This window comes from Prauserella cavernicola (assembly GCF_016595675.1).
Taxonomy (GTDB): domain Bacteria; phylum Actinomycetota; class Actinomycetes; order Mycobacteriales; family Pseudonocardiaceae; genus Prauserella_A; species Prauserella_A cavernicola.
The window spans coordinates 624541-643978 of sequence record NZ_JAENJH010000003.1; the positions used below are offsets into that span (position 1 = coordinate 624541).

Below are 19438 nucleotides of genomic sequence, written 5' to 3' on the forward strand. Positions count from 1 at the left end.
TTGAGTCCCATCAGGCGCGTGTTCAGATTCTGTTACGAATTGTGTTCCCCAGCAATACGGCGATCCGTTGGGTACTACTGAGCGTGAGAACACTCTCAGTGGCCCACTACTTCGTGTGAAAGCCCGATTTCACTGGGTCGCTTAACGGTTTGCGAGACGCTGCAATCCACCCCAGAGCAGGTCCATCGCGTACTCGGTTGCGACATCCGGGGTCACATCGTCATATCGCTCACACCAGATCGCGAGCCGTTCACACCCGCCGACCACGAATTCCGCAGCGGCTTGAATACGCACAGTGTCCGCGTCGTTGAAAAAGCCGCTCATCAACGTGGCGATGAGGTCGGTCTGTTGTTGCCGGGTCGCCTCGATCTCCTCGGCCGCCGACGTGCCGACCAGGGTGGTCTCGTGCCGGACCAGTGACCAGGCCTGCCTGCGCTCGCGGATGAACACGAAGAACGCGTGCAGGCCCGCGCGCATTGCCTCCTCGGCATTGACAGAACCCAGCACGGCCTGCTCGGTCACCTGTCGCAGCTCGGTCCTCGCCTCCCGGATGCACGCCAGGAGCAGGCCTTCCTTGGAGTTGAAGTACTCGTAGAGCATCGGCTTCGAGACGCCAACGCGCTCCGCGATCTCGTCCATCGACGCCGCCGCGTACCCGCGCTCGGCGAACACGACCTCGGCGACCTCGATCATCTGCCGCTCGCGTTGTGCCCTCGGCATCCGCTTGCGGCGGGCAGGGGCCTTTTCAGTCGTGCTCACGACATTTACTCTACCGGAAGTAACCTACTCCCAGTAAGATGGACTCCGAGTAACAGGAACTGCGGCATGGAGGCGCGCATGGGCAACCGCACCGAGGCGGGAGTCGTCATCGTCGGCACCGGATTCTCCGGGCTGGGCATGGCGATCCAGCTCCGCAAGGAGGGCCGCGAGGACTTCGTGATCCTGGAGAAGGCCGACGACGTGGGCGGCACTTGGCGCGACAACACCTACCCCGGCTGCGCCTGCGACATCCAGTCGCACATGTACTCGTTCTCCTTCGAGCAGAACCCCGGGTGGTCGCGGTCGTTCTCCCCACAGCCCGAGATCCACGACTACATGCGCCGCGTGGCAAGGAAGTACGACCTCTACCGCTTCGTCCGCTTCGGACAGGAGCTCACCGGCGCGCGGTGGGACACTGACGAGAACCGTTGGTACGTCTCGACCGCGGGTGGCGACGAGTTCGTCGCCCGCCACCTCGTCGCCGGGCTCGGAGCCCTGCACCTGCCGCAGATTCCCGAGTTGCCGGGTATCGAACGGTTCGAGGGCCCGCGCTTCCACTCGGCGGAGTGGGACCACGACGTCGACCTGAGCGGCAAGAAGGTCGCTGTGGTCGGAACGGGAGCCAGCGCGGTGCAGTTCGTGCCGCAGATCGCCAAGGACGTGGCCGAGCTGACGCTGTTCCAGCGCACTCCACCGTGGATCATGCCGAAGCCCGACCACTCGATGCCGGGCTGGGCCAAGCAGCTCTTCGCCAAGGTCCCTGGAGCGCAACGGCTCTACCGCAACCTCCTGTACTGGATGCTGGAGGTGCGCGCCGTCGGCTTCAACGGCAACCCGCGCATCATGAAGCTCGCGCAGCGGCTCGCCAAGCACAACATCGACAAGCACGTCGACGACCCCGCGCTGCGCGCCAAGCTCACGCCCGACTACGTGATGGGCTGCAAGCGCGTGCTGATCTCCAACGACTACTATCCGGCGCTGGCCCGGGACAATGTGGACGTGGTGACCGACGGCGTCGCCGAGGTCAGGCCGCACAGCGTGGTCGACGCGGCCGGGGTCGAGCACGAGGCCGACGTGCTCATCTACGGAACCGGGTTCCACGTCACCGACGCGTTCGACGACCTCGGCATCATCGGCGTCGGCGGGCGCAATCTCGGCAAGCTGTGGGCGACCGAGGGAATGCAGACCCACAAGGGCATCACGGTGGCCGGGTTCCCGAACCTGTTCTTCCTGCTTGGTCCCAACACCGGACTCGGCCACAACTCCGTGGTGTTCATGATCGAGCAGCAGATCCGCTACATCTCCGAAGCGATCCGGTTCGCCGAGTCGCGCGGCGCGGAAGCGATCGAGGTGCGCGCCGACGCCCAGGCGCAGTTCAACCGCGACGTCCAGCGCAAGCTCGAGAACGGCATCTGGACGCGAGGCGGCTGCACCAGCTGGTACCTCGACGCGCAGGGCGTCAACCGCACGATCTGGCCCGGCTTCACGTGGAAGTACTGGCTGGAGACCCGCAAACTGCGCCCCAGCGACTTCGAACTGAGCCGCTAGGCCGCGCCGGGGGGCGTACTGACCCCTGGGACGGGGGTCCAGGGGTCAGTAGCCGGGCGGGAGGCCCGAGAGCTTGCGCAGCCGGGCGATCAGGTCCTGGGTCTCCAGTCCGCACAGTTCCGCCATTCGTTCCAGCGCCGTGAACTCCAGCTGGATCTCGGGACTGCCGCCTGCGGTGTCGAGTCTTCCTCTGGCCCAGCGGCGCAGCGGCAGCAGTTCGGGCTGCTCGTCGGCGATCACCTTGGCCAGGTTCAGTCTGACCCGGCCTGGTTCGTCGCCGAAGACCCGCCGGTGGACGCGCGCCAGCAGGTTCTGCGGCAGCTCGTCCATCGCGAGACACAGCTCCACCAGTCGCACGACCGAGCACTGGCGCGTGCCGAGCTCGTAGGTGGCGAGCGTCTGCAGCGAGATCTCGCTCTGCAGTCTCTGGTTCAGTTCCTTGCGCGTCCATCCTCGCTGTTTGCGGAGCTTGCGTAGTTCCTCGCCAAGTACCCGCTGGTAGACGTCCGCGTCGATCAGCACTCCAGATCCCCTGCCCGCACCGCGTGCGATGCCGTGCGCCGACTGCGCCGGCACAGTGCATGCGTTCTTCACGCGAGTGAAAGCCCTCCGGCTCACTCCGCTTACGCAAGTTCGGTGGAAAACTTGACAAAGTTGGGCCAAGTACTCCGAATGGCGTAACAAAAGGGGCCGATCGGGCTCACCCGGATCAGTTGACGCAGGGAACGCCTTGTGCGGTGATCGGAGGCTCCTCTTCCTCCGGCGGCTGCTGGGGTGCGGCCTGCTCCTGCACCTCGGACCCGGCGACGCCCTCCGCGCCGCTCGACTCCTCTGGCGGGGTGTAGTCGGGAGCGAGCAGGACCCTGACGTGACCGGCAGGCACCGACGGGTCGGTCTCCACCTCGACGCCGCCGATCGAACCGGCCACCTTCTCGCCCGCGGCCTCCTGGCCCTCGGGCACCTGGACGATCGTGCTCGACCGCGAGGTGGCGTTGCCGACCTCGCCGGGGAGGTAGCCCTCGGCGGTCAGCGACTCGGAGACACTGCCCGCGAGGCCCTCGATGCCGGACGCGTTGAGCACGTCCACCGTGGTCTCCTCTGGCGGAGGCGCGGGTGCCTTGTCCTTCTCCTCGGGCGGCGGGCCCGCGAGCCCCTGGACGAAGTCGCGCACCTCGTCGGGGTCGACCTGGACGGCCTCGCCGTCCTCAGGCGTGTCGTACGCGGGGTCGACCACGGGGATGGTGCGGAACTCGATCTGCCCGCCGGTGAGGCCCTGCATCTGCTGGGCGAAGCCGATCAGGTCCCAGCCCTGGTTGACCACCACGGACTTCTGGATGGCGCCGATCAGGTCGTTGAGCTTGGCGGGGTCGGCGAGTGTGCCGGCGGAGAGCACCTTGCGGGCCAGTCCCGCCATGAAGACCTGCTGGCGGACGACGCGGTCGAGGTCGCTGCGCGGCAGTTCGTGCCGCTGCCGGACGAACGCCAGCGCGTCGACCCCGGAGATCGACTGCGGGCCCGCGTCGAACTTCGCGCCGGACTTCACCTCGTCGACCGGCTCGTTGAGGCACACGTCCACGCCACCGATGGCGTTGGTGATGTCGTAGAAGCCGAGCAGGTTCACCGACGCGAAGTTGTCGATGGTGGAACCGGTCAGGTTCTCGACGGTCTTGATGAGGGTCTTCGCGCCCTCCTGGTTGCTGTCGACCTCGAGCTGTTTGGGGTCGGTGACGCCCTGCTCCTGGAGTTCGGTGCGGGCCGCGGCCTTACCGCGCGCGTACGCCGAGTTGATCTTGTGCTCGCCGAAACCGGGGATGTCCACGTAGGAGTCCCTCGGCAGCGAGATGGCGACGGCCTTGCTGCCGTCGTTGGGAACGTGGACGAAGATCAGCGTGTCGGTGTTCAGCTCACCGTCGGAGGCGCCGGCCCGCAGCTTCGCGAGCATCTCCTCGGACAGCGGGTTGCCCTGCGCGTCGGTGCGGCTGTCCATTCCGACCAGGAGGATGTCGCGCGCGCCGTCGGCGGGCATTTCACCGGGGTCGTTCTCGATCACGTCGGCGACGGTCAGCCCGTTGACCAGACCCTGCATGGCGGCCCACGCGTAGCCGGTCAGCCCCATCACGAGGGCGGAGACCACAGCCAGAATGATCTTCGGGCCGCGCATCCTGCTGCGCTTGCGCGGGGGCGGCGGAGGCGGAGCCGGTCTGCGCGGCGGCTGCTGCGACGGAGGAACAGGAGGACGCCCCTGGTGGCCCGCCGGTGGACGGCGGCCCGGCTGCTGCGGGCCCGCGGCTCTGCGCGGCGGAGCGGGCCTGCCACCTGGCGGTGGCACTGGGCGGCCGCCCGCGCGGTCCTGTGACGGCCTCGCGGGACCACGGCCTCGCGGGGAGTCCCGCGGCGGGTAGTCCACGCCGGCGGCTCCTTTCGTCGACAGTTCGATCCGATGGTGGGACGTGCGAGCAAAGGCAGAGGTTGTCGAAGCGTTGCACACCGTTTCACCTTTGTGGTCGATACCACTCGGGTGTGGGCGCTGCTATTACGTTGCGTAACCCCTCGTCGCTCGGGCGGCCAACACGGTAACCAACGCCACCGCGACGGCCAGCAGCCCGGTGACCGCGTACACGACCGCACCGAGCGCGGCAGGGCTCGGACCCGATGTCACCGCCAGCAGCGGAGGCACGCACGCCAGCGCGGTCAGCAGCCACGTCCTCGGCGCGTTGCTCACTCCGGTCCGCACCGTGTGCAGCAGGGACATGCCCAGCAACAGGTGCACCAGGCTCTGGATCGGGTCGAGCGGCAGCCCGGCGAGCAACACAGGGCTCTGACCGTCCGCACCGCTGAAACCGCTCAGCGCGAGCCCGAAGACCCCCAGCGTGGAGAACCCGATGCCCGCCATCGCCGCCGCGTGCCCGAGCCCCCGGTCGAGTCGCCCGGGGGCCGGCCGCCAGGACGGCAACGGCGGCGGCCGGTAACCGAGATGACGTTCGAACCACCAGAACACCAGCGCTGCGGGTCCGGTGAGCATGGCGACGGCGACGATGACCCGCAGACTCCCCGCGGCCAGTCGCTCCGGCAGGTACACCGCCGACACGACGACCAGCATGGCCGCGAGGAAGAGCAGGTACAGGGTCATCGGTGCGCGCGAGGCGAACCCGGCCGCCCGCAGCACGGCGGTCCTGCCCGCCAGCCGGGACAGCGGAGCGCGAAGCAGACCGAGCAGGCCCAGCTGGACCAGTCCGAGCGCGAGGACCGGCGGCACCGGCCCGGCGAGCGCGGGCGGATCGGAGGGCGAGCCGAGCAGCGTGGCCGGCACCAGCCCCGTCGCCGCGCCCGCGACGAGCGCGGCCGCTCCGGCGAGGCACAGCACGGCCAGTGGCCAGGACCGCTCGCGAGTCCGGCCCGCGTGGAGGAACGCCAGCTGCTGGGCGAGCAGCGCGAGGAACACCACGGCGATGTTGCCGAGCACGGGGGCACCCTGGTCCGGCGTGAGGAACTCGGCGAGCGCGAACGCCGCGACGAGCGCGATCCCCACCGGAACCGGTGCCCGTCGGTGCAGGGCGAGCAGAGCCGGCGCGGCCACCATCGTCAGCACGTAGACGCCGAGTAGCCACAGCGGATGGAGCGCGATGCGGACCACCACCGCGCTGGTGGAGTCCGGGATGGTGAGCAGCTCGAGCGCGATGGGCACGGCGAAGGCCACCACGGCGAACACGAGCGTCAGCCGCAGCAGCCAGCTCGCGCGGTGGGCGAGGTACTCGCGATAGCCCCCGCCGGAGCGGCGCACCGCGAGCCAGCCCGTGAGGTTCGAGTGCCCCGCGGCGAAGAAGAAGACGAACGCCAGCTGCGTCAGCCAGGTGAACGGCGAGAGCCACGCGTCCTCGGCGCCCGCCCAGCGAGCGAGCGCGACCGAGGCCTCGCCGAGTACCAGCAACCCGATACTCGCCACTCCGAGCAGTGTCCAGCGTCCACCGGGAACCGGGGCCGGCCTGGCTGGCTGCTCGGGGACCAGCGGCCTGCTGCGCCGAGCGACAAGCCAGCCGCGCAGCCGGAACGAGACGAGGAAGCCGATCACGGCGACGCCCGCGAGGACCGGCACCAACGGTTCGCCCACCGGTGGACCCCAGCGTTGATGCCACGAGTTGACGACGATTCCGGCCGAATAGAGCGAGGCCGTGGCCTGGCACAGCTGCGGCGTGCCCTTCGGGTTTGTCTCGCAGGTGGCGTGCATGTCGGCGGAGAGCCGGTCGTCGAGCGCCCCGCGCACCTCGGGCCCGAGCGGATGCCCCTTCTTCTCCGCATAGCGCAACAGGTCGTAGCCGAGGTCGTGTGCTTGGCAGGGAGTGCCGAAGTCCCAGCGGGTGTCGTCGTCTCCCCACGGAGTCGAGCAGCCACCGTCGACGTGCACGGCGCGCATCGTGCCGTCGAACGCACGCGCCTCGCCGGGCTGCACACCCGTCACGTCGGCGAAGTCGGCGGGAATCAGCCCGAGCGCGTCGGGGGAGTCACCGGGAGCGAGCAGGGAGTCGATGGCGCCCTGTGCGGCCGCGACGTCGCCGCGTGGCGGGCCCTGTTCCGGCGGTGCCTCCGATCGTGAGGCGACGAAACCGAAGCCCGTCACCACGAGCACGAGGAGCACGATCCAGGCCGAGGTCCCGAGGACACCGCGCCCGCGTCTCGACACGGGCGCCGCGATCTCCTCGGTTGGAGCGGCCATGTTCTCCAGGGTGTCAGCGGTGGCCGGGAGGCGACATCCGGGTAACCCCCCGAAAGTGTCAGAGCTGGTCGGGCCTGGTCAGAGCGAGTCGGTGCCGCTCAGCCTACCGTGCGGCGGACTCGGCGAAGCGGACCTGATTGCGGCCGTTCTCCTTCGCCTCGTACACGGCCGCGTCGGCCGCCTGCATGAGCCCGGTCAGGGTGCTCGCGTGCACCGGGTAGACGGCGACGCCGATGGACGTGGTGCGCTCCGTGATCGTGGTCTGCGCGCCGCGTTTGTCGGTGGTGTCGATCCGCAGGTCGGCGATCGTGTGCCGGACGCGTTCCGCGGCGACCTCGGCCGCGGGGGCGTCGGCGTCGGGCAGCAGCACGAGGAATTCCTCGCCGCCGAAGCGGCCGACGATGTCGGCGGGGCGGGTGACCTCGCCGAGCGCCTTGGCGACCGCGCCGAGCACGTCGTCTCCCGCCGGGTGCCCGAAGTTGTCGTTGATCCACTTGAAATGGTCGAGGTCGATCATGAGCATCGACAGGTTGCCGTCGGCGCGGCGGATCCGCGTGAGCGCGCGCTCGGCCGACTCCGACCAGCCGCGCATGTTGAGCAGCCCGGTCTTCGGGTCGGTCACCACGTCGTCCTGCAACTGGTCGAGCTCGGCGAGGCGATTGAAGAACACCGTGACCACGGCCATGATCACGACCGACGGCGGCATCGTCACCACCAGCACCGCCGTGACCGCGCCGAGACCTGTGGTGATGGCCTCGAGGAGGTTGTCCGCCTTGCTGCCCAGCACGTTGCGCAGCGTGGGATTCGGCTCACTGAGCGCGAGAATGCCGCCGACGTAGATCAGCTGGACGCCCTCGTAGACCGCGGCGGCCACGAGCACGAGGGCGAACTCGCGCAGCGACCCGGTAGCCGTGAGCGTGTGCCAGTCGCTCGGTCCGAGTGCGGTATAGACCACTCCCGCGAGCGCGGCGGCCACACTGTGCGAAATGGACGAGAAGACGAAGTTGTGAGCGGGGCGGCGTGCCGTGAACCAGCGCTGGACGCGGATCAGGACCACGAGCAGCACCGCGAGCGTCGCGGGCAGCACGAGTACCGCGGGAAAGACCCAGACCGCGATCAGGTCGATGAGCACCGTCTTGGTGCGGTTGCGCCTGCGTTCCTCCTGCCGCTGGGTGAGCTGGATGTGCACCGTGGCGCCCGCGGCGAGGATCCCGAAGCGCAGCCAGTCCGTGCCCGTCGGGGTCGCGGCGGTGGCGAAGGCGACGACGAAGCCCGCGATCGCCACGAGCTCCATCACGATGAGGAACGCGATGAACCGTGTGGGGCGTTGCCACAGCGTCCACTTGCGCGGGCCCACCGGGCGACGCCGTGGCGCGGGATCCGGTGCGTTCGGTGGAGGCGCGGGGCCTGTCACGGCCTCGCCCGTCTGGTCTCGTCCACCGGGGGCGGAAGGCGCCGTCGGCGGCCGATCATGCGGCGTGAGCGGCACGCGCCAAACCTCCCCGAGTTGCTTGTTCCGGCGGTTAAGTACCCTCTACCACGTCCGCGAGCGAACGGGGCGCTCTCCACAGCAGGTATCATCTCACCGCGCCAGAACTGTCGTGTAGGTGAGCACTGAGGCATGTAGTGTCGGGACGCTCACCACTCGGCTCAAAGGGCGATCGGAGGTGTTCTCCCTTGCCTGGCCGTGACTTCTGATCTAGAACAAACACATGTTGGTTGATTGCGCGCTCAATGGGAGGTGCCCCGTGTCCGGTCGCGATTTCTGAGCCCTGTCGTAGGTGAACTCTGATGGTTGTCGAAGTAAAGGAGGCGGTTCCGGTGACCGGTCGTGATTTCTGAAACACGTTCTGTTCCGCAATATCGTTAACGAGTGTTAAGGAGGTGTGTCGTGGCCGGTCGTGACTTCTGAGGAAGCGTAGTCGGAAGTGGAGTGACGAGACGGGAAGGCCGAGGAGGTGTCCGCAAGTGCGTGGCCGTGATTTCTGAACACTCGCAGTCATTATGAGTACTCACAGTGACAATTCTTATTAATCGTGACCGAGGAGGTGCCCCTGATGTCTGGTCGTGACTTCTGAATGTCCCGCATTTGTTTTTCCCCGTTCGTGCCCGCTCAGCGGCGGAACTATCCGGCGATGGTCCGGACGCGTGCCCACGAAAGCGCGACCGGCACGGTGAAAACGACACCGGCGATGCCGGCGAGCGCGATAGCGGTGGTCGCGGAGCCGACCCATTCCGCGAGGACGCCGCCCAGCGCCACCCCCAGCCCCTGCGCTACCCGCAGTCCGGTGCGGTACACCCCGCCCGCGCCGCCGCGTAACTCGTTGGGAACCCAGGTGATGAACGTGGCGCCGACGGTGATGATGTAGGCCCCCGCAGCGCCCGCGAGCGCCAGTAGCAGCAGTGCCATTGGCAGTCCGGGTTCGAGCAGGAAGCCGACGAGCACCGCGGCCGCGGCCGTCGCGAGCACCCCGAGGTACCGCCTCCGGTTCTCGGCGGAGACGAAGCGCGAGAGCACGAAGGCGCCGAGGATGAAGCCGACGGGGTCGGCGGCGAGCAGCCAGCCGACCGCCTGTTCTCCCGCCCCGATCTGGTGTGCGAGCGGCGCGGCGAGTCCCTCCGGGATCACGGCGAGGCCGACGAGCCACGAGAACGCGAGCAGAACTCTGAGCCTGCGCTGGCCGAATACCCACTGGACGGCGCCGAACCACGGCTCGTCCGGATCGCCTGCCGCGGGCCGCCAGCGCACCTGCCAGCGCACGACCAAGGCCGCCACCACGAAGGTCAGCGCGTCGATGCCGAGCGCCAGTGACGGGCCGAGGGTGGTCACGAGCACGCCACCGCTGGCGAGGCCGACGAGCATCGCGACGTTGGTGGTGATCCCGCGCAGGTCCTGACTGCGCAGGTAGACCTCGTCGTCGGTGAAGACCTCTCTGGTGAGCGCGTTCTGTGCCGCGTTCACCGGTGCGCCCGCCAGCCGCACACCCACGATCAGCACGCACAACAGCACCAGCGGGGTGCCGGGGATGGCCATGGCGCCCACCAGCACCGCCTGGATCAGGGCGCAGACGACGAGCACCGTCCTGCGCGGGAACCGGTCGGCGAGCTGGGACAGCCCGAGCCCGCCCGCGAGCGCTGGCAGGAAGGACAGGGCGTAGACCACCGCGGCCCACAGAGGGGACCCGGTGCGGGAGTAGACGACGATGGCGAGCGCGACCGTGGTGAGGTGGTCGCCCGCCACCGACTGTGCTTCGGCCAGCCACAGTGCGCGGAACTCCGGGTTGCGGAACGCGACATTCATCCGTGGTGCCGTGCTGGTACCCACCCTGTCACCCTGTACTGATTCGATTACCCCGTGCAACACTCGAGCCAACGTTAATTTTTACCCCGGTTACGGGGAGACATACAGCGAACGTCGCCCGGATGGGACCAACGGCGTCCGCCCTTCCTCCATCCGCCCGCAGCCCAAAGTACGGGGGCCGCGCTGCGGACCGGCGTCCGCCCGGCGGAGCGTGCCCGCCGCGCGCTTCCGCCCGGCAGTTTCCCGGAGCCGATCAGCGCTCACTCGTTCGGCGCAGTGTGACAGCCGTTCGGCGAGCTCAGTGGGCCACGGGCTCTCCCGTGACGAACACTGGGAGAGTCGCCGGCCGCACGCGTTGACCGGGCGTGGGCCTGCGCTGGAGGGGTGGGAGATGACGATGAACGAGCAGCAGCTCAAAGGTCTCGAGGGCAAAGCCGTCGTGGTGACCGGCGCCGGGCGGGGCCTGGGGGAGGCGTTCGCCGTGCATGCCGCGCAGGCGGGTGCGTCGGTGGTCGTGAACGACATCGACGGCGAGCTCGCCGAGGCCGCCGCGGCGAACATCAGGGCGCACGGCGGACGTGCCGTGGCCAGCGGGCACAGCGTGGCCGACCCGGAGCAGGCCCGCGCGATCATCGAACTGTGCGAGTCGGAGTTCGGCTCCGTCGACGGCCTGGTGAACAACGCGGGCCTCAACTACGAGGCGTTGCCGTGGCAGGACGAGCCCGCGCAGGTCAAGGAACTGATCGAGACCAACGTCCTCGGCGTCATCTACACCGGGACGGCCGCGGCCGACGCGATGGTGCGGCTCGGCGGAGGCGGTTCGATCGTCAACATCTCGTCGGGCGCCTCGCTGGGCCAGCGCAAGCTCGCGACGTACGCGGCGAGTAAGGGCGCGGTCGCGTCGCTGACGTACTCGTGGGCGCTCGACATGGAGGACGTCGGCATCCGGGTGAACGCGGTCTGCCCGCTCGCGCACACCCGCATGGTGTGGAAGTCGGAGCGCTCGCTGCGCAACTGTCCGCCCGAGCGGACGCCCTCGCGGATCGCGCCGGTGGTGCTGTTCCTGCTCGGCGACGGTGCGCACGGCATCACCGGCCAGCTGATCCGGTGCAACGGCCCGCAGCTGCACATCATGGGCCAGCCGTACCTGAAGGCGCCGATCCTCGAGCGGCAGGTGTGGGACTCCGACAGCGTGCAGCGCGCTTTCGACGAGGTGTTCGGCGCCCACCTGGAGCCCTACGGCCTCGAGAAGCGCGTGCCACCGCGGCTGCGCAAGTGGACCGAGGGTCCCTCGACGCCGCTGCGCAGCGCCTGAGCGGGCTGCCCACGGTCCCGCCGGGGCCGTGGGCAGCGACCCTCAGACCTCGTACAGCGCGACGATGTCGGGCTCGTAGCGCTGCGAGATGATCCGGCGCTTCAGCTTGAGTGTGGGCGTCAGCTCGCCGCTCTCCGGCGTCCACGCCTTGGTCAGCAGCCGGTAGCGCTTGATCTGCTCGACCCTGGCCAGTCGCTCGTTGGCGGCCTCGACGGCGCGGTCGATCTCGGCCACCACCTCGGGGTGGCTCGCGAGGTCGGCGACCTCGGCCGCGTCGATGCCCTTCGACGCGGCCCAGCCCGGCGCGATCTCGTCGTCGAGCACCACCAGTGCCGTGACGTAGGGCTTGCCGTCGCCGATCGCCACCGCCTGGCCGATGAGCGGGTGTTCCTTGAGCAGGCCCTCGATCCTGGTCGGCGCGATGTTCTTGCCGCCGGCCGTGATGATGAGTTCCTTCTTGCGGTCGGTGATGGTGACGAAGCCGTCGTCGTCGATCGTGCCGATGTCGCCGGTGGGGAACCACCCCTCGGCGTCGGTCGCTCGCTCGATCGACCCGTCCTCCTGCAGGTAGCCGGGGAACACGATCGGGCCCCTGACGAACAGTTCGCCGTCCTCGCCGATGCGCACCTCGATGTCGGCGAGCGGTCGGCCGACGGAGCCCGCCTTGAAACCCTCCGCGGTGTTGGAGGTGGCCGCGCCCGTGGTCTCCGACAGGCCCCACACCTCCTGGATCTCCACCCCGAGCCCGGCGATGAAGTACAGGACCTCGATCGGGAGCGCGGCGGCTCCGCTGGAGGCGAGTGCGAGGTTGTCGAGCCCGAGCATCTGGCGGACGGGCGCGAGCACGGTCCGGTCGGCCTCGTCGATCCGCGCGGCCAGCTCGGCGGGCACCTCCTCGCCCGCGCTGCGCAGCTTGTAGCCCTGCTGCAGCAGCTCGTTGGCCTCCAGCAGCGCCGTGCGCCGTTCCTCCGGCACCCCGGCGAGCAGGTTCTTCAGGCCCGCCACCATCTTCTCCCACACGCGAGGCACGCCGAAGAGGACGTCGGGGTGCACCCGGCCGAGCGCGCCGACGAGCCCCGCGGGGTCGCCGAGGGTGTGCACGTGACCCGCGTACACGATCGGCAGATAGATCGAGAGCTCCCGCTCGGCGATGTGCGCCAGCGGCAGGTAGGCGATGTTCTTCATGTGCATCCGGCTGCTGTGCAGCGAGTGCACGGCCAGCGCTTCGTGGATCGCGTTGCGGTGGGAGAGCACCACGCCCTTGGGCACGCCCGTGGTCCCTGAGGTGTAGATCATCGACAGCGGGTCGTCCGGCGCGATCGCCGCGGTCGCCCGCTCGAGGACTTCCGGGTCGGCCTCGTGCCTGGCCAGCCCGCGCTCGCGGAGCTCGGCGAAGCGCAGGAAACGGGTGTCGCCAGCCGGCAGCTCCACCGGGTCGAGGACCACGACGTGCTCCAGACGGGGCAGCTGGTCGAGCACCGGCAGCCACCGGTCGAGTTCGGACTGGCCTGCCAGCACCGCGATCCGCGCCGAGCTGTGGTTGACGACGTAGGCGATCTGTTCACCGCTGAGCGTCGAGTAGGCGGTGCACGGGATGGCACCGAGGTTGGTCGCCGCGAGGTCGGCGATCAGGTGCTCGGGCCTGCTCGGAGCCATGATGATCATGCGCTGTCCCGAGGACAGGCCGAGGCCGGCGAGCCCGGCGGCGACGGCGGCGACCTCGTCGCGCAGCTGGCTCCACGTCAGCGTCGGCGCGTCCTCCACGTCGAGTGACGTGAGCGCCGGCTTGTCGGCGAACTCGGTGGCGTTGCGGCGCAGCAGCTGGGGGATCGTGAGTTTGTCGGTTTCACTCGCGACCGATTTCTGGTTGAACGGCAACGGAATCTCCTCGCATCGTTGTCGAGGCCGCACAGCCTATGTGCTCGACATCACTTTTGGGAACGATGACCGGATCGCTTCGGTGTGGACGGCCGTGCGCCCGGGTGGGCCGATGACATGAGCACGGCGCGCGAGCGCCTCGCGGCGCGACCGCTGCACGTCGCCGGGCGGACCCACGCGAGCGAGTCGGGCATTCGGCTGGCCGACACCGAGGGCGATGCTCGACGCGTCGTGGCAGGACCGTGTCGACGCACTCCGGGGTCACTAGGTGCGCTACGACGAGAGCACGGCGACGGCACTCGGCGCTCGGCTGTTGCTGGACACCTGCCGCGGTGACCTGCGCCGGATGCGCGTTCGAGCCGACGGTGATCCCGGTGCGCTGCGCTCGCGGCTCCGCGAGCTGCCCAGGATCGGCGCGGTCGGCGCGAGCATCTTCGTGCGGGAGGTCCAGGAGGTCTGTCCGGAGCTGCGTCCTCCGCTCGACCGCAAGGCGAACCGGCGGCGCTGGTTCGCCGACGCGCCCTGAGTCGACGGCACCGACTCGCACGCTTGTCCATTTCGAGAACGTGTTCTAGTTTTGAGGCACGTGGACGAGCGGAGGTGGCCGTGGCAGTGCCGGACCTGAGGCAGGACGGCGCCGTCGTGCTGGTCACCGGCGGTGTGCGAGGTGTCGGCGCCGGAATCGCCCGTGCTTTCCGGGAACGCGGCGCCACGGTTCTCACCTGCGCCCGCACCGTGCCCGAGCGGCCTGAGCCGGGTTTCCTCCAGTGCGACGTGCGTGAGCCCGCACAGGTCGAGCAACTCGTGCAACAGGTTCTCGGCGAACATGGCAGGCTCGACGTGCTCGTCAACAACGCGGGCGGCTCGCCCTACGCGCTGGCCAAGGACGCGTCGTCCCGGTTCCACGACAAGATCGTCGGACTCAACCTCCTGGCCCCGCTGCTCGTCGCGCAGCACGCCAACGCCGTGATGCAGAGCCAGGAATCCGGCGGCTCGATCGTGATGGTCAGCAGCGTCAGCGGACGCAGACCCTCGCCGGGCACCGCGGCCTACGGCGCTGCCAAAGCCGGGATCGACAACCTCACCGCGAGCCTCGCCGTCGAATGGGCGCCCAAGGTGCGCGTCAACGCACTCGACGTCGGCATGGTGCGCACCGAGCGCGCCGAACTCCACTACGGCAGCGAGACCGCCGTCGACGCAGTCGGCAGGACCGTGCCACTCGGCAGGCTCGCCGAACCGGAGGAGATCGGGCACTGCGCGGTGTTCCTCGCTTCTCCACTGGCGTCCTACGTCAGCGGAGCCACGCTGCTCGTCCACGGCGGTGGCGAGCTTCCCGCCTTTCTCGCCGCCGCCGACGTCAACCACAGGGAGGACACGTGAGCAGCGGGCTGTGCCAGGGCAGGGTCGTGATCGTCACCGGCGCGGGGCGCGGCATCGGCCGCGCGCACGCGCTCGGGTTCGCGGCCGAGGGCGCCCACGTGGTGGTCAACGACGTCGGGGCGGCGCTGGACGGCTCCGCCACCGGCGAGGGACCCGCCGCCGACGTCGTCGCCGAGATCGAGGCGCTCGGCGGCAAGGCCGTCGCCAACACCGACGACGTCGCCGACTTCGCCGGAGCGCAGCGGCTGGTCGCCTCCGCGCTCGAGCACTTCGGCCGGCTCGACGTGCTCGTCAACAACGCCGGGGTGGTGCGCGATCGCATGCTCGTCAACCTCGCCGAACCCGAGTGGGACGCCGTGATCCGCGTGCACCTCAAAGGACACTTCGCGCCGATTCGGCACGCGGCGGCGTACTGGCGCGCCGAAGCCAAGGCGGGGCGCACTCCGAGCGCGCGCGTGATCAACACGAGTTCCGGCGCGGGCCTGCTCGGCAGCGTCGGCCAGAGCAACTACGTGGCGGCCAAGGCCGGGATCGCCGGGCTCACCGTGGTGGCGGCCGAGGAACTCGCGCGCTACGGCGTCACGGTGAACGCCATCGCCCCGTCGGCGCGCACCCGCATGACCGAGGACGTGTTCGCCGACATGATGGCCGCGCCCGACGACGGCTTCGACGCCATGGCACCGGAGAACGTCTCGCCACTCGTGGTGTGGCTCGGCAGCGAGGAGTCCGCGGATGTGACGGGCCGGGTGTTCGAGGTCGAGGGCGGGAAGGTCTCGCTCGCCCAGGCCTGGCGGCACGGCCCCGCCGAGGACAAGGGCGCCCGCTGGGAACCCGCCGAACTCGGCCCCGTCGTCGCCGGACTCGTCGAGCGAGCCCCGGCGCCCGAACCCGTCTACGGAGCGTCCTGATGGGAATCGTCAGCAGCAGGACCGAAAGCCACATCGAGGTCGTCACCGTCGACGTCCCGCCCGTCAACGCGCTGACGGTGCAGGGGTGGTTCGACCTGGCCCGCGCCATCGAACGCGCGGGTGCCGACGAGGACGTGCACGCCGTCGTGCTGCGCGCCGAGGGCCGTGGGTTCAACGCGGGCGTCGACATCAAGGAGATCCAGCGCAGCGACGGCTACGCGGCGCTCGTGGGCGCGAACCGGGGCTGCCACGCGGCGTTCGGCGCTGTGTACGACTGCGCGGTGCCCGTGATCGCCGCCGTGCACGGCTTCTGTCTCGGCGGCGGCATCGGCCTGGTGGGCAACGCGGACGTGGTGGTGGCCTCCGACGACGCGACGTTCGGGGTGCCGGAGGTCGAACGCGGAGCGCTCGGCGCCGCGACCCACCTGGCGCGGCTCGTGCCGCCGCACCTGATGCGCACGCTGTACTTCACCGCGCGCACGGTGACCGCCGCCGAGCTGCACGGCTACGGATCGGTGTACCGCGTGGTGCCGCGCGCCGAACTGGACGAGGCCGCCCTCGAGCTCGCCCGCGACATCGCGAAGAAGGACACGCGGGTGATCAGGGCGGCCAAGGAGGCGCTCAACGGCATCGACCCGCAGGACGTGCACCGCAGCTACCGGTTCGAGCAGGGCTTCACGTTCGAGCTGAACCTGCTGGGCGCCTCCGACGAGGCACGCCAGAAGTTCCTGGACGACAAGGACGGATGATGGCCGACAAGACCGCGACCGCCGACGAGGTCGTCGCCGAACTGGAAGACGGCATGACGATCGGCATCGGCGGCTGGGGCTCCCGCCGCAAGCCGATGTCACTGGTGCGCGCGATCCTGCGCTCGCCGGTGAAGGACCTCACCGTGGTGTCCTACGGCGGACCCGACATCGGCCTGCTGGCCTCGGCGGGCAAACTGCGCCGCGTCGTGTTCGGGTTCGTCACACTCGACTCGATCCCGTTCGACCCGTGGTTCGGGCGCGCTCGCGAGTCGGGCTCGGTGGAGGTGACCGAGTACGACGAGGGCATGTTCGCCGCCGCGCTTTCCGCCGCGGCACAACGGTTGCCGTTCCTGCCGACCCGGGCCGGGCTCGGCTCCGACGTGCTGCGCGTGAACCCCGGGCTGCGCACCGTGCGCTCGCCGTACTCCGATGGCGAGGAGCTGGTGGCGGTGCCCGCGCAGCGGCTCGACGTCGCGTTCGTGCATCTCAACCGTGCCGACGCGCGGGGCAACGCGCAGTACCTCGGCCCCGACCCGTACTTCGACGACCTGTTCTGTCTCGCCGCGCGCAAGCGGTTCGTGTCCGTGGAGCGCGTGGTGGACACGGCGGAGCTGACGGCTGAGGCGCCCGTGCAGTCGCTGTTGCTCAACAGGTCCACTGTAGATGGTGTGGTCGAGTCGCCGGGCGGCGCGCACTTCACCACCGCGGTGCCCGACTACGGGCGGGACGAGCGGTTCCAGAGGCACTACGCCGACTGCGCCAAGGATCCCGAGCGATGGCCGGACTTCGCCGACCGGTTCCTGTCCGGCGACGAGAAGGCGTACCAGGCCGAGGTCGCCCGGTTCGCGAAGGAGGCGACGTGAACGAGGCGAGCAGGGCCGAGGTGGCGGTGGTCGCGGTGGCCGAGCTGTTCCGCGGGGACGGCGAGCTGCTCGTGAGCCCGATGGGACTGGTGCCGTCGCTGGGCGCGCGGCTCGCCCGGCTCACGTTCGAGCCAGACCTGCTGCTGTCGGACGGCGAGGCGCACCTGCTCGACGGCGACGGGGTGCTCGAGGGCTGGCAGCCGTTTCGCAAGATGCTCGAGGTGATCGTGCCCCACGGGCGGCGCCACGTCGTCATGGGCGCCAATCAGATCGACCGCTACGGAAACCAGAACATCTCCGCGATCGGCGAGCACGCGCGGCCCGTCAAGCAGCTGCTCGGCGTGCGCGGCGCGCCCGGAAACACCGTGAACCACCGCACGAGCTACTGGGTGCCGAAACACAGCAGCCGCGTGTTCGTCGAGAACGTGGACGTGGTGTCGGGTGTCGGCTACGACAGCGCGGCGAAGGCGGGTCCGTCGGCGCAGCGGTTCCACGACGTGCACCGGGTCGTGACCAACCTCGGAGTGTTCGACTTCGGCGGGAGCGACCACGCGATGCGGGCGGTGTCACTGCATCCCGGCGTCGAGGCGGGCGAGGTGGCCGAGGCGACGTCCTTCGAGGTCGAGCTCGACTCGGCGGGCGTGACCCGGCAGCCGAGTTCCGAGGAACTTCGGCTGATCAGGGACGTGCTCGACCCGTCCGGCACGCGGGACAGGGAAGTGCGGCCGTGATCGACACCGCGCTGACGCGGCTCACCGGCGTGCGGCATCCCGTGGTGCAGACGGGAATGGGCTGGGTGGCCGGGCCGCGGCTCGTGTCGGCGACGGCCGAAGCCGGCGGGCTGGGGATCCTCGCTTCGGCGACGATGACCTTCGACGAGCTGGCCGCCGCGATCACGGAGACCAAGAAGCGCACGGCGAACCCGTTCGGCGTCAACCTGCGCGCCGACGCCGCCGACGCGGGTGAGCGTGTGGACCTGCTGATCGCCGAGGGGGTGCGGGTCGCGTCGTTCGCGCTGGCTCCGCGCGAGGAACAGATCGCCAAGCTCAAGGACAACGGCGTGGTGGTGATCCCCTCGGTCGGGGCCGCGCGGCACGCCGAGAAGGTGGCGGGCTGGGGCGCCGACGCCGTGATCGTGCAGGGCGGCGAGGGCGGCGGGCACACGGGCGCGGTGGCGACGACGTTGCTGCTGCCGTCGGTGCTCGACGCGGTGGACATCCCGGTGGTCGCGGCTGGCGGGTTCTTCGACGGACGCGGGTTGGCGGCGGCGCTGGCGTACGGTGCGGCCGGGGTGGCGATGGGCACGCGGTTCCTGCTGACGAGCGACAGCACGGTGCCCGACGACGTGAAGCGGTCCTATTTGGAGCGCGGGCTCGCGGGGACGGTCGTGACGCGACGAGTGGACGGGCTGCCGCACCGGGTGCTGCGCACGGAACTCGTCGAGCGGCTCGAGTCGGCGGGCCGCGTGCGGTCGCTGGTGCAGGCGGCGCGCAACGCCGTGCGGTTCCGGTCGCTGACGGGGCTGTCGGTGGCGGGGATGGTGCGGGAGGGGCTGGCGATGAAGCGCGCCAACGAGCTGACGTGGAGCCAGGTGGTGATGGCGGCCAACACGCCGATGCTCCTGCGCTCGGGGCTCGTGGAGGGTCGCACGGACGCGGGCGTGCTGGCGTCGGGCCAGGTGGTGGGCCTGCTCGACGACCTACCCACGGTGGCGGCCCTGGTGGAGCAACTGGTGAGGGAAGCGGAAACAACCCTGAAGCGCCTCCCCACGCAGCTAACGGAGTAACCGCCCGCGAGTCCCCCACTCCAGCGCGCGAGTCCCCCGCTCCAGCGCGCGAGTTCCCCGCTCCAGCGCGCGAGTTCCCCGCTCCAGCCCGCGAGTTCCCCGCTCTCGGCGGCGAGTTCCTCCTTCTGGGCCACAGGCCCGGACCGTCGCTGGGCGATGTCGATCCGATCCGCTGGAGTGAGCGTCGCGAAGCGCCCGTTCGTGAAAACCGCGATGCGATGGCAAGAGGTCTACGCGGGC

At 69.8% G+C, this 19438-nt stretch carries 16 protein-coding genes; 9 read left to right on the forward strand and 7 right to left on the reverse strand.

The genetic code is table 11. From position 1 onward, the window contains the following. Positions 1 to 141: 141 nt before the first annotated feature. Positions 142 to 720 carry a TetR/AcrR family transcriptional regulator gene (locus JHE00_RS16375; RefSeq protein ID WP_200319348.1) on the reverse strand — a complete coding sequence of 193 codons (579 nt, stop codon included), beginning with the start codon at positions 718 to 720 and terminating at the stop codon, positions 142 to 144. Positions 721 to 837: 117 nt separating this feature from the next. Here JHE00_RS16375 and JHE00_RS16380 point away from each other — a divergent pair, with 117 nt between their 5' ends. Beyond that, on the forward strand, positions 838 to 2307 hold the full coding sequence (locus tag JHE00_RS16380; RefSeq protein ID WP_200318912.1) for a flavin-containing monooxygenase: 1470 nt from the start codon (positions 838 to 840) through the stop codon (positions 2305 to 2307). A 45-nt stretch (positions 2308 to 2352) separates the two neighbouring features. Here the strand turns inward: JHE00_RS16380 and JHE00_RS16385 are convergent, their stop codons facing one another. From JHE00_RS16385 to JHE00_RS16405, 5 genes are all read right to left on the reverse strand, one after another. Further along, on the reverse strand, positions 2353 to 2829 hold the full coding sequence (locus JHE00_RS16385; RefSeq protein ID WP_200318913.1) for a helix-turn-helix transcriptional regulator: 477 nt from the start codon (positions 2827 to 2829) through the stop codon (positions 2353 to 2355). 187 nt (positions 2830 to 3016) lie between these two features. Continuing rightward, on the reverse strand, positions 3017 to 4714 hold the full coding sequence (locus tag JHE00_RS16390) for an LCP family protein (RefSeq protein ID WP_443678456.1): 1698 nt from the start codon (positions 4712 to 4714) through the stop codon (positions 3017 to 3019). Between the two features lie 126 nt (positions 4715 to 4840). Beyond that, positions 4841 to 7018, reverse strand: a complete 2178-nt coding sequence (locus JHE00_RS16395) for a phospholipase A2 (RefSeq protein ID WP_200318914.1) — start codon at positions 7016 to 7018, stop codon at positions 4841 to 4843. 103 nt (positions 7019 to 7121) lie between these two features. Continuing rightward, complete coding sequence (locus tag JHE00_RS16400) at positions 7122 to 8312, reverse strand: GGDEF domain-containing protein (protein ID WP_200319352.1); 1191 nt, start codon at positions 8310 to 8312, stop codon at positions 7122 to 7124. Positions 8313 to 9143: 831 nt separating this feature from the next. Beyond that, positions 9144 to 10319, reverse strand: a complete 1176-nt coding sequence (locus tag JHE00_RS16405; protein WP_200319354.1) for an MFS transporter — start codon at positions 10317 to 10319, stop codon at positions 9144 to 9146. Positions 10320 to 10716: 397 nt separating this feature from the next. Here JHE00_RS16405 and JHE00_RS16410 point away from each other — a divergent pair, with 397 nt between their 5' ends. Beyond that, positions 10717 to 11634 carry an SDR family NAD(P)-dependent oxidoreductase gene (locus JHE00_RS16410; RefSeq protein ID WP_200318915.1) on the forward strand — a complete coding sequence of 306 codons (918 nt, stop codon included), beginning with the start codon at positions 10717 to 10719 and terminating at the stop codon, positions 11632 to 11634. Between the two features lie 42 nt (positions 11635 to 11676). Here the strand turns inward: JHE00_RS16410 and JHE00_RS16415 are convergent, their stop codons facing one another. Then, on the reverse strand, positions 11677 to 13512 hold the full coding sequence (locus tag JHE00_RS16415; protein ID WP_200318916.1) for an AMP-dependent synthetase/ligase: 1836 nt from the start codon (positions 13510 to 13512) through the stop codon (positions 11677 to 11679). A 268-nt stretch (positions 13513 to 13780) separates the two neighbouring features. Here JHE00_RS16415 and JHE00_RS35880 point away from each other — a divergent pair, with 268 nt between their 5' ends. From JHE00_RS35880 to JHE00_RS16450, 7 genes are all read left to right on the forward strand, one after another. Continuing rightward, entirely contained in the window at positions 13781 to 14038 is a 258-nt protein-coding gene (locus JHE00_RS35880) for a hypothetical protein (RefSeq protein WP_200318917.1), read from the forward strand. Positions 14039 to 14124: 86 nt separating this feature from the next. After that, entirely contained in the window at positions 14125 to 14892 is a 768-nt protein-coding gene (locus JHE00_RS16425; protein WP_200319356.1) for an SDR family oxidoreductase, read from the forward strand. Further along, the gene (locus JHE00_RS16430; protein WP_307831964.1) at positions 14889 to 15800 is read left to right on the forward strand and encodes an SDR family oxidoreductase; all 912 of its coding nucleotides are present in this window, start codon (positions 14889 to 14891) and stop codon (positions 15798 to 15800) included. The genes JHE00_RS16425 and JHE00_RS16430 overlap by 4 nt, the downstream gene beginning before the upstream one ends. Further along, positions 15800 to 16549, forward strand: coding sequence for an enoyl-CoA hydratase family protein (locus JHE00_RS16435; RefSeq protein ID WP_200318918.1), 750 nt, complete (start codon positions 15800 to 15802; stop codon positions 16547 to 16549). Before JHE00_RS16430 ends, JHE00_RS16435 begins: the two co-directional genes overlap by 1 nt. Continuing rightward, positions 16549 to 17412: a CoA transferase subunit A gene (locus JHE00_RS16440; RefSeq protein WP_200318919.1), complete on the forward strand. Its 864-nt coding sequence runs from the start codon at positions 16549 to 16551 to the stop codon at positions 17410 to 17412. The genes JHE00_RS16435 and JHE00_RS16440 overlap by 1 nt, the downstream gene beginning before the upstream one ends. After that, positions 17409 to 18143 (forward strand): CoA-transferase subunit beta, encoded by a 735-nt coding sequence (locus JHE00_RS16445; protein ID WP_200318920.1) that lies wholly within the window; start codon positions 17409 to 17411, stop codon positions 18141 to 18143. Before JHE00_RS16440 ends, JHE00_RS16445 begins: the two co-directional genes overlap by 4 nt. Then, positions 18143 to 19198 (forward strand): NAD(P)H-dependent flavin oxidoreductase, encoded by a 1056-nt coding sequence (locus JHE00_RS16450; protein WP_200319361.1) that lies wholly within the window; start codon positions 18143 to 18145, stop codon positions 19196 to 19198. The genes JHE00_RS16445 and JHE00_RS16450 overlap by 1 nt, the downstream gene beginning before the upstream one ends. Positions 19199 to 19438 lie beyond the last annotated feature (240 nt).

Bases quoted from the DNA above. Each gene is read 5' to 3' on its own strand.
- JHE00_RS16375 (WP_200319348.1), bottom strand. From the start codon at position 720: ATGCCGAGGGCACAACGCGAGCGGCAGATGATCGAGGTCGCCGAGGTC.
- JHE00_RS16380 (WP_200318912.1), top strand. From the start codon at position 838: ATGGGCAACCGCACCGAGGCGGGAGTCGTCATCGTCGGCACCGGATTC.
- JHE00_RS16395 (WP_200318914.1), bottom strand. From the start codon at position 7,018: ATGGCCGCTCCAACCGAGGAGATCGCGGCGCCCGTGTCGAGACGCGGG.
- JHE00_RS16400 (WP_200319352.1), bottom strand. From the start codon at position 8,312: ATGGAGCTCGTGGCGATCGCGGGCTTCGTCGTCGCCTTCGCCACCGCC.
- JHE00_RS16405 (WP_200319354.1), bottom strand. From the start codon at position 10,319: ATGAATGTCGCGTTCCGCAACCCGGAGTTCCGCGCACTGTGGCTGGCC.
- JHE00_RS16410 (WP_200318915.1), top strand. From the start codon at position 10,717: ATGAACGAGCAGCAGCTCAAAGGTCTCGAGGGCAAAGCCGTCGTGGTG.
- JHE00_RS16435 (WP_200318918.1), top strand. From the start codon at position 15,800: ATGGGAATCGTCAGCAGCAGGACCGAAAGCCACATCGAGGTCGTCACC.
- JHE00_RS16440 (WP_200318919.1), top strand. From the start codon at position 16,549: ATGGCCGACAAGACCGCGACCGCCGACGAGGTCGTCGCCGAACTGGAA.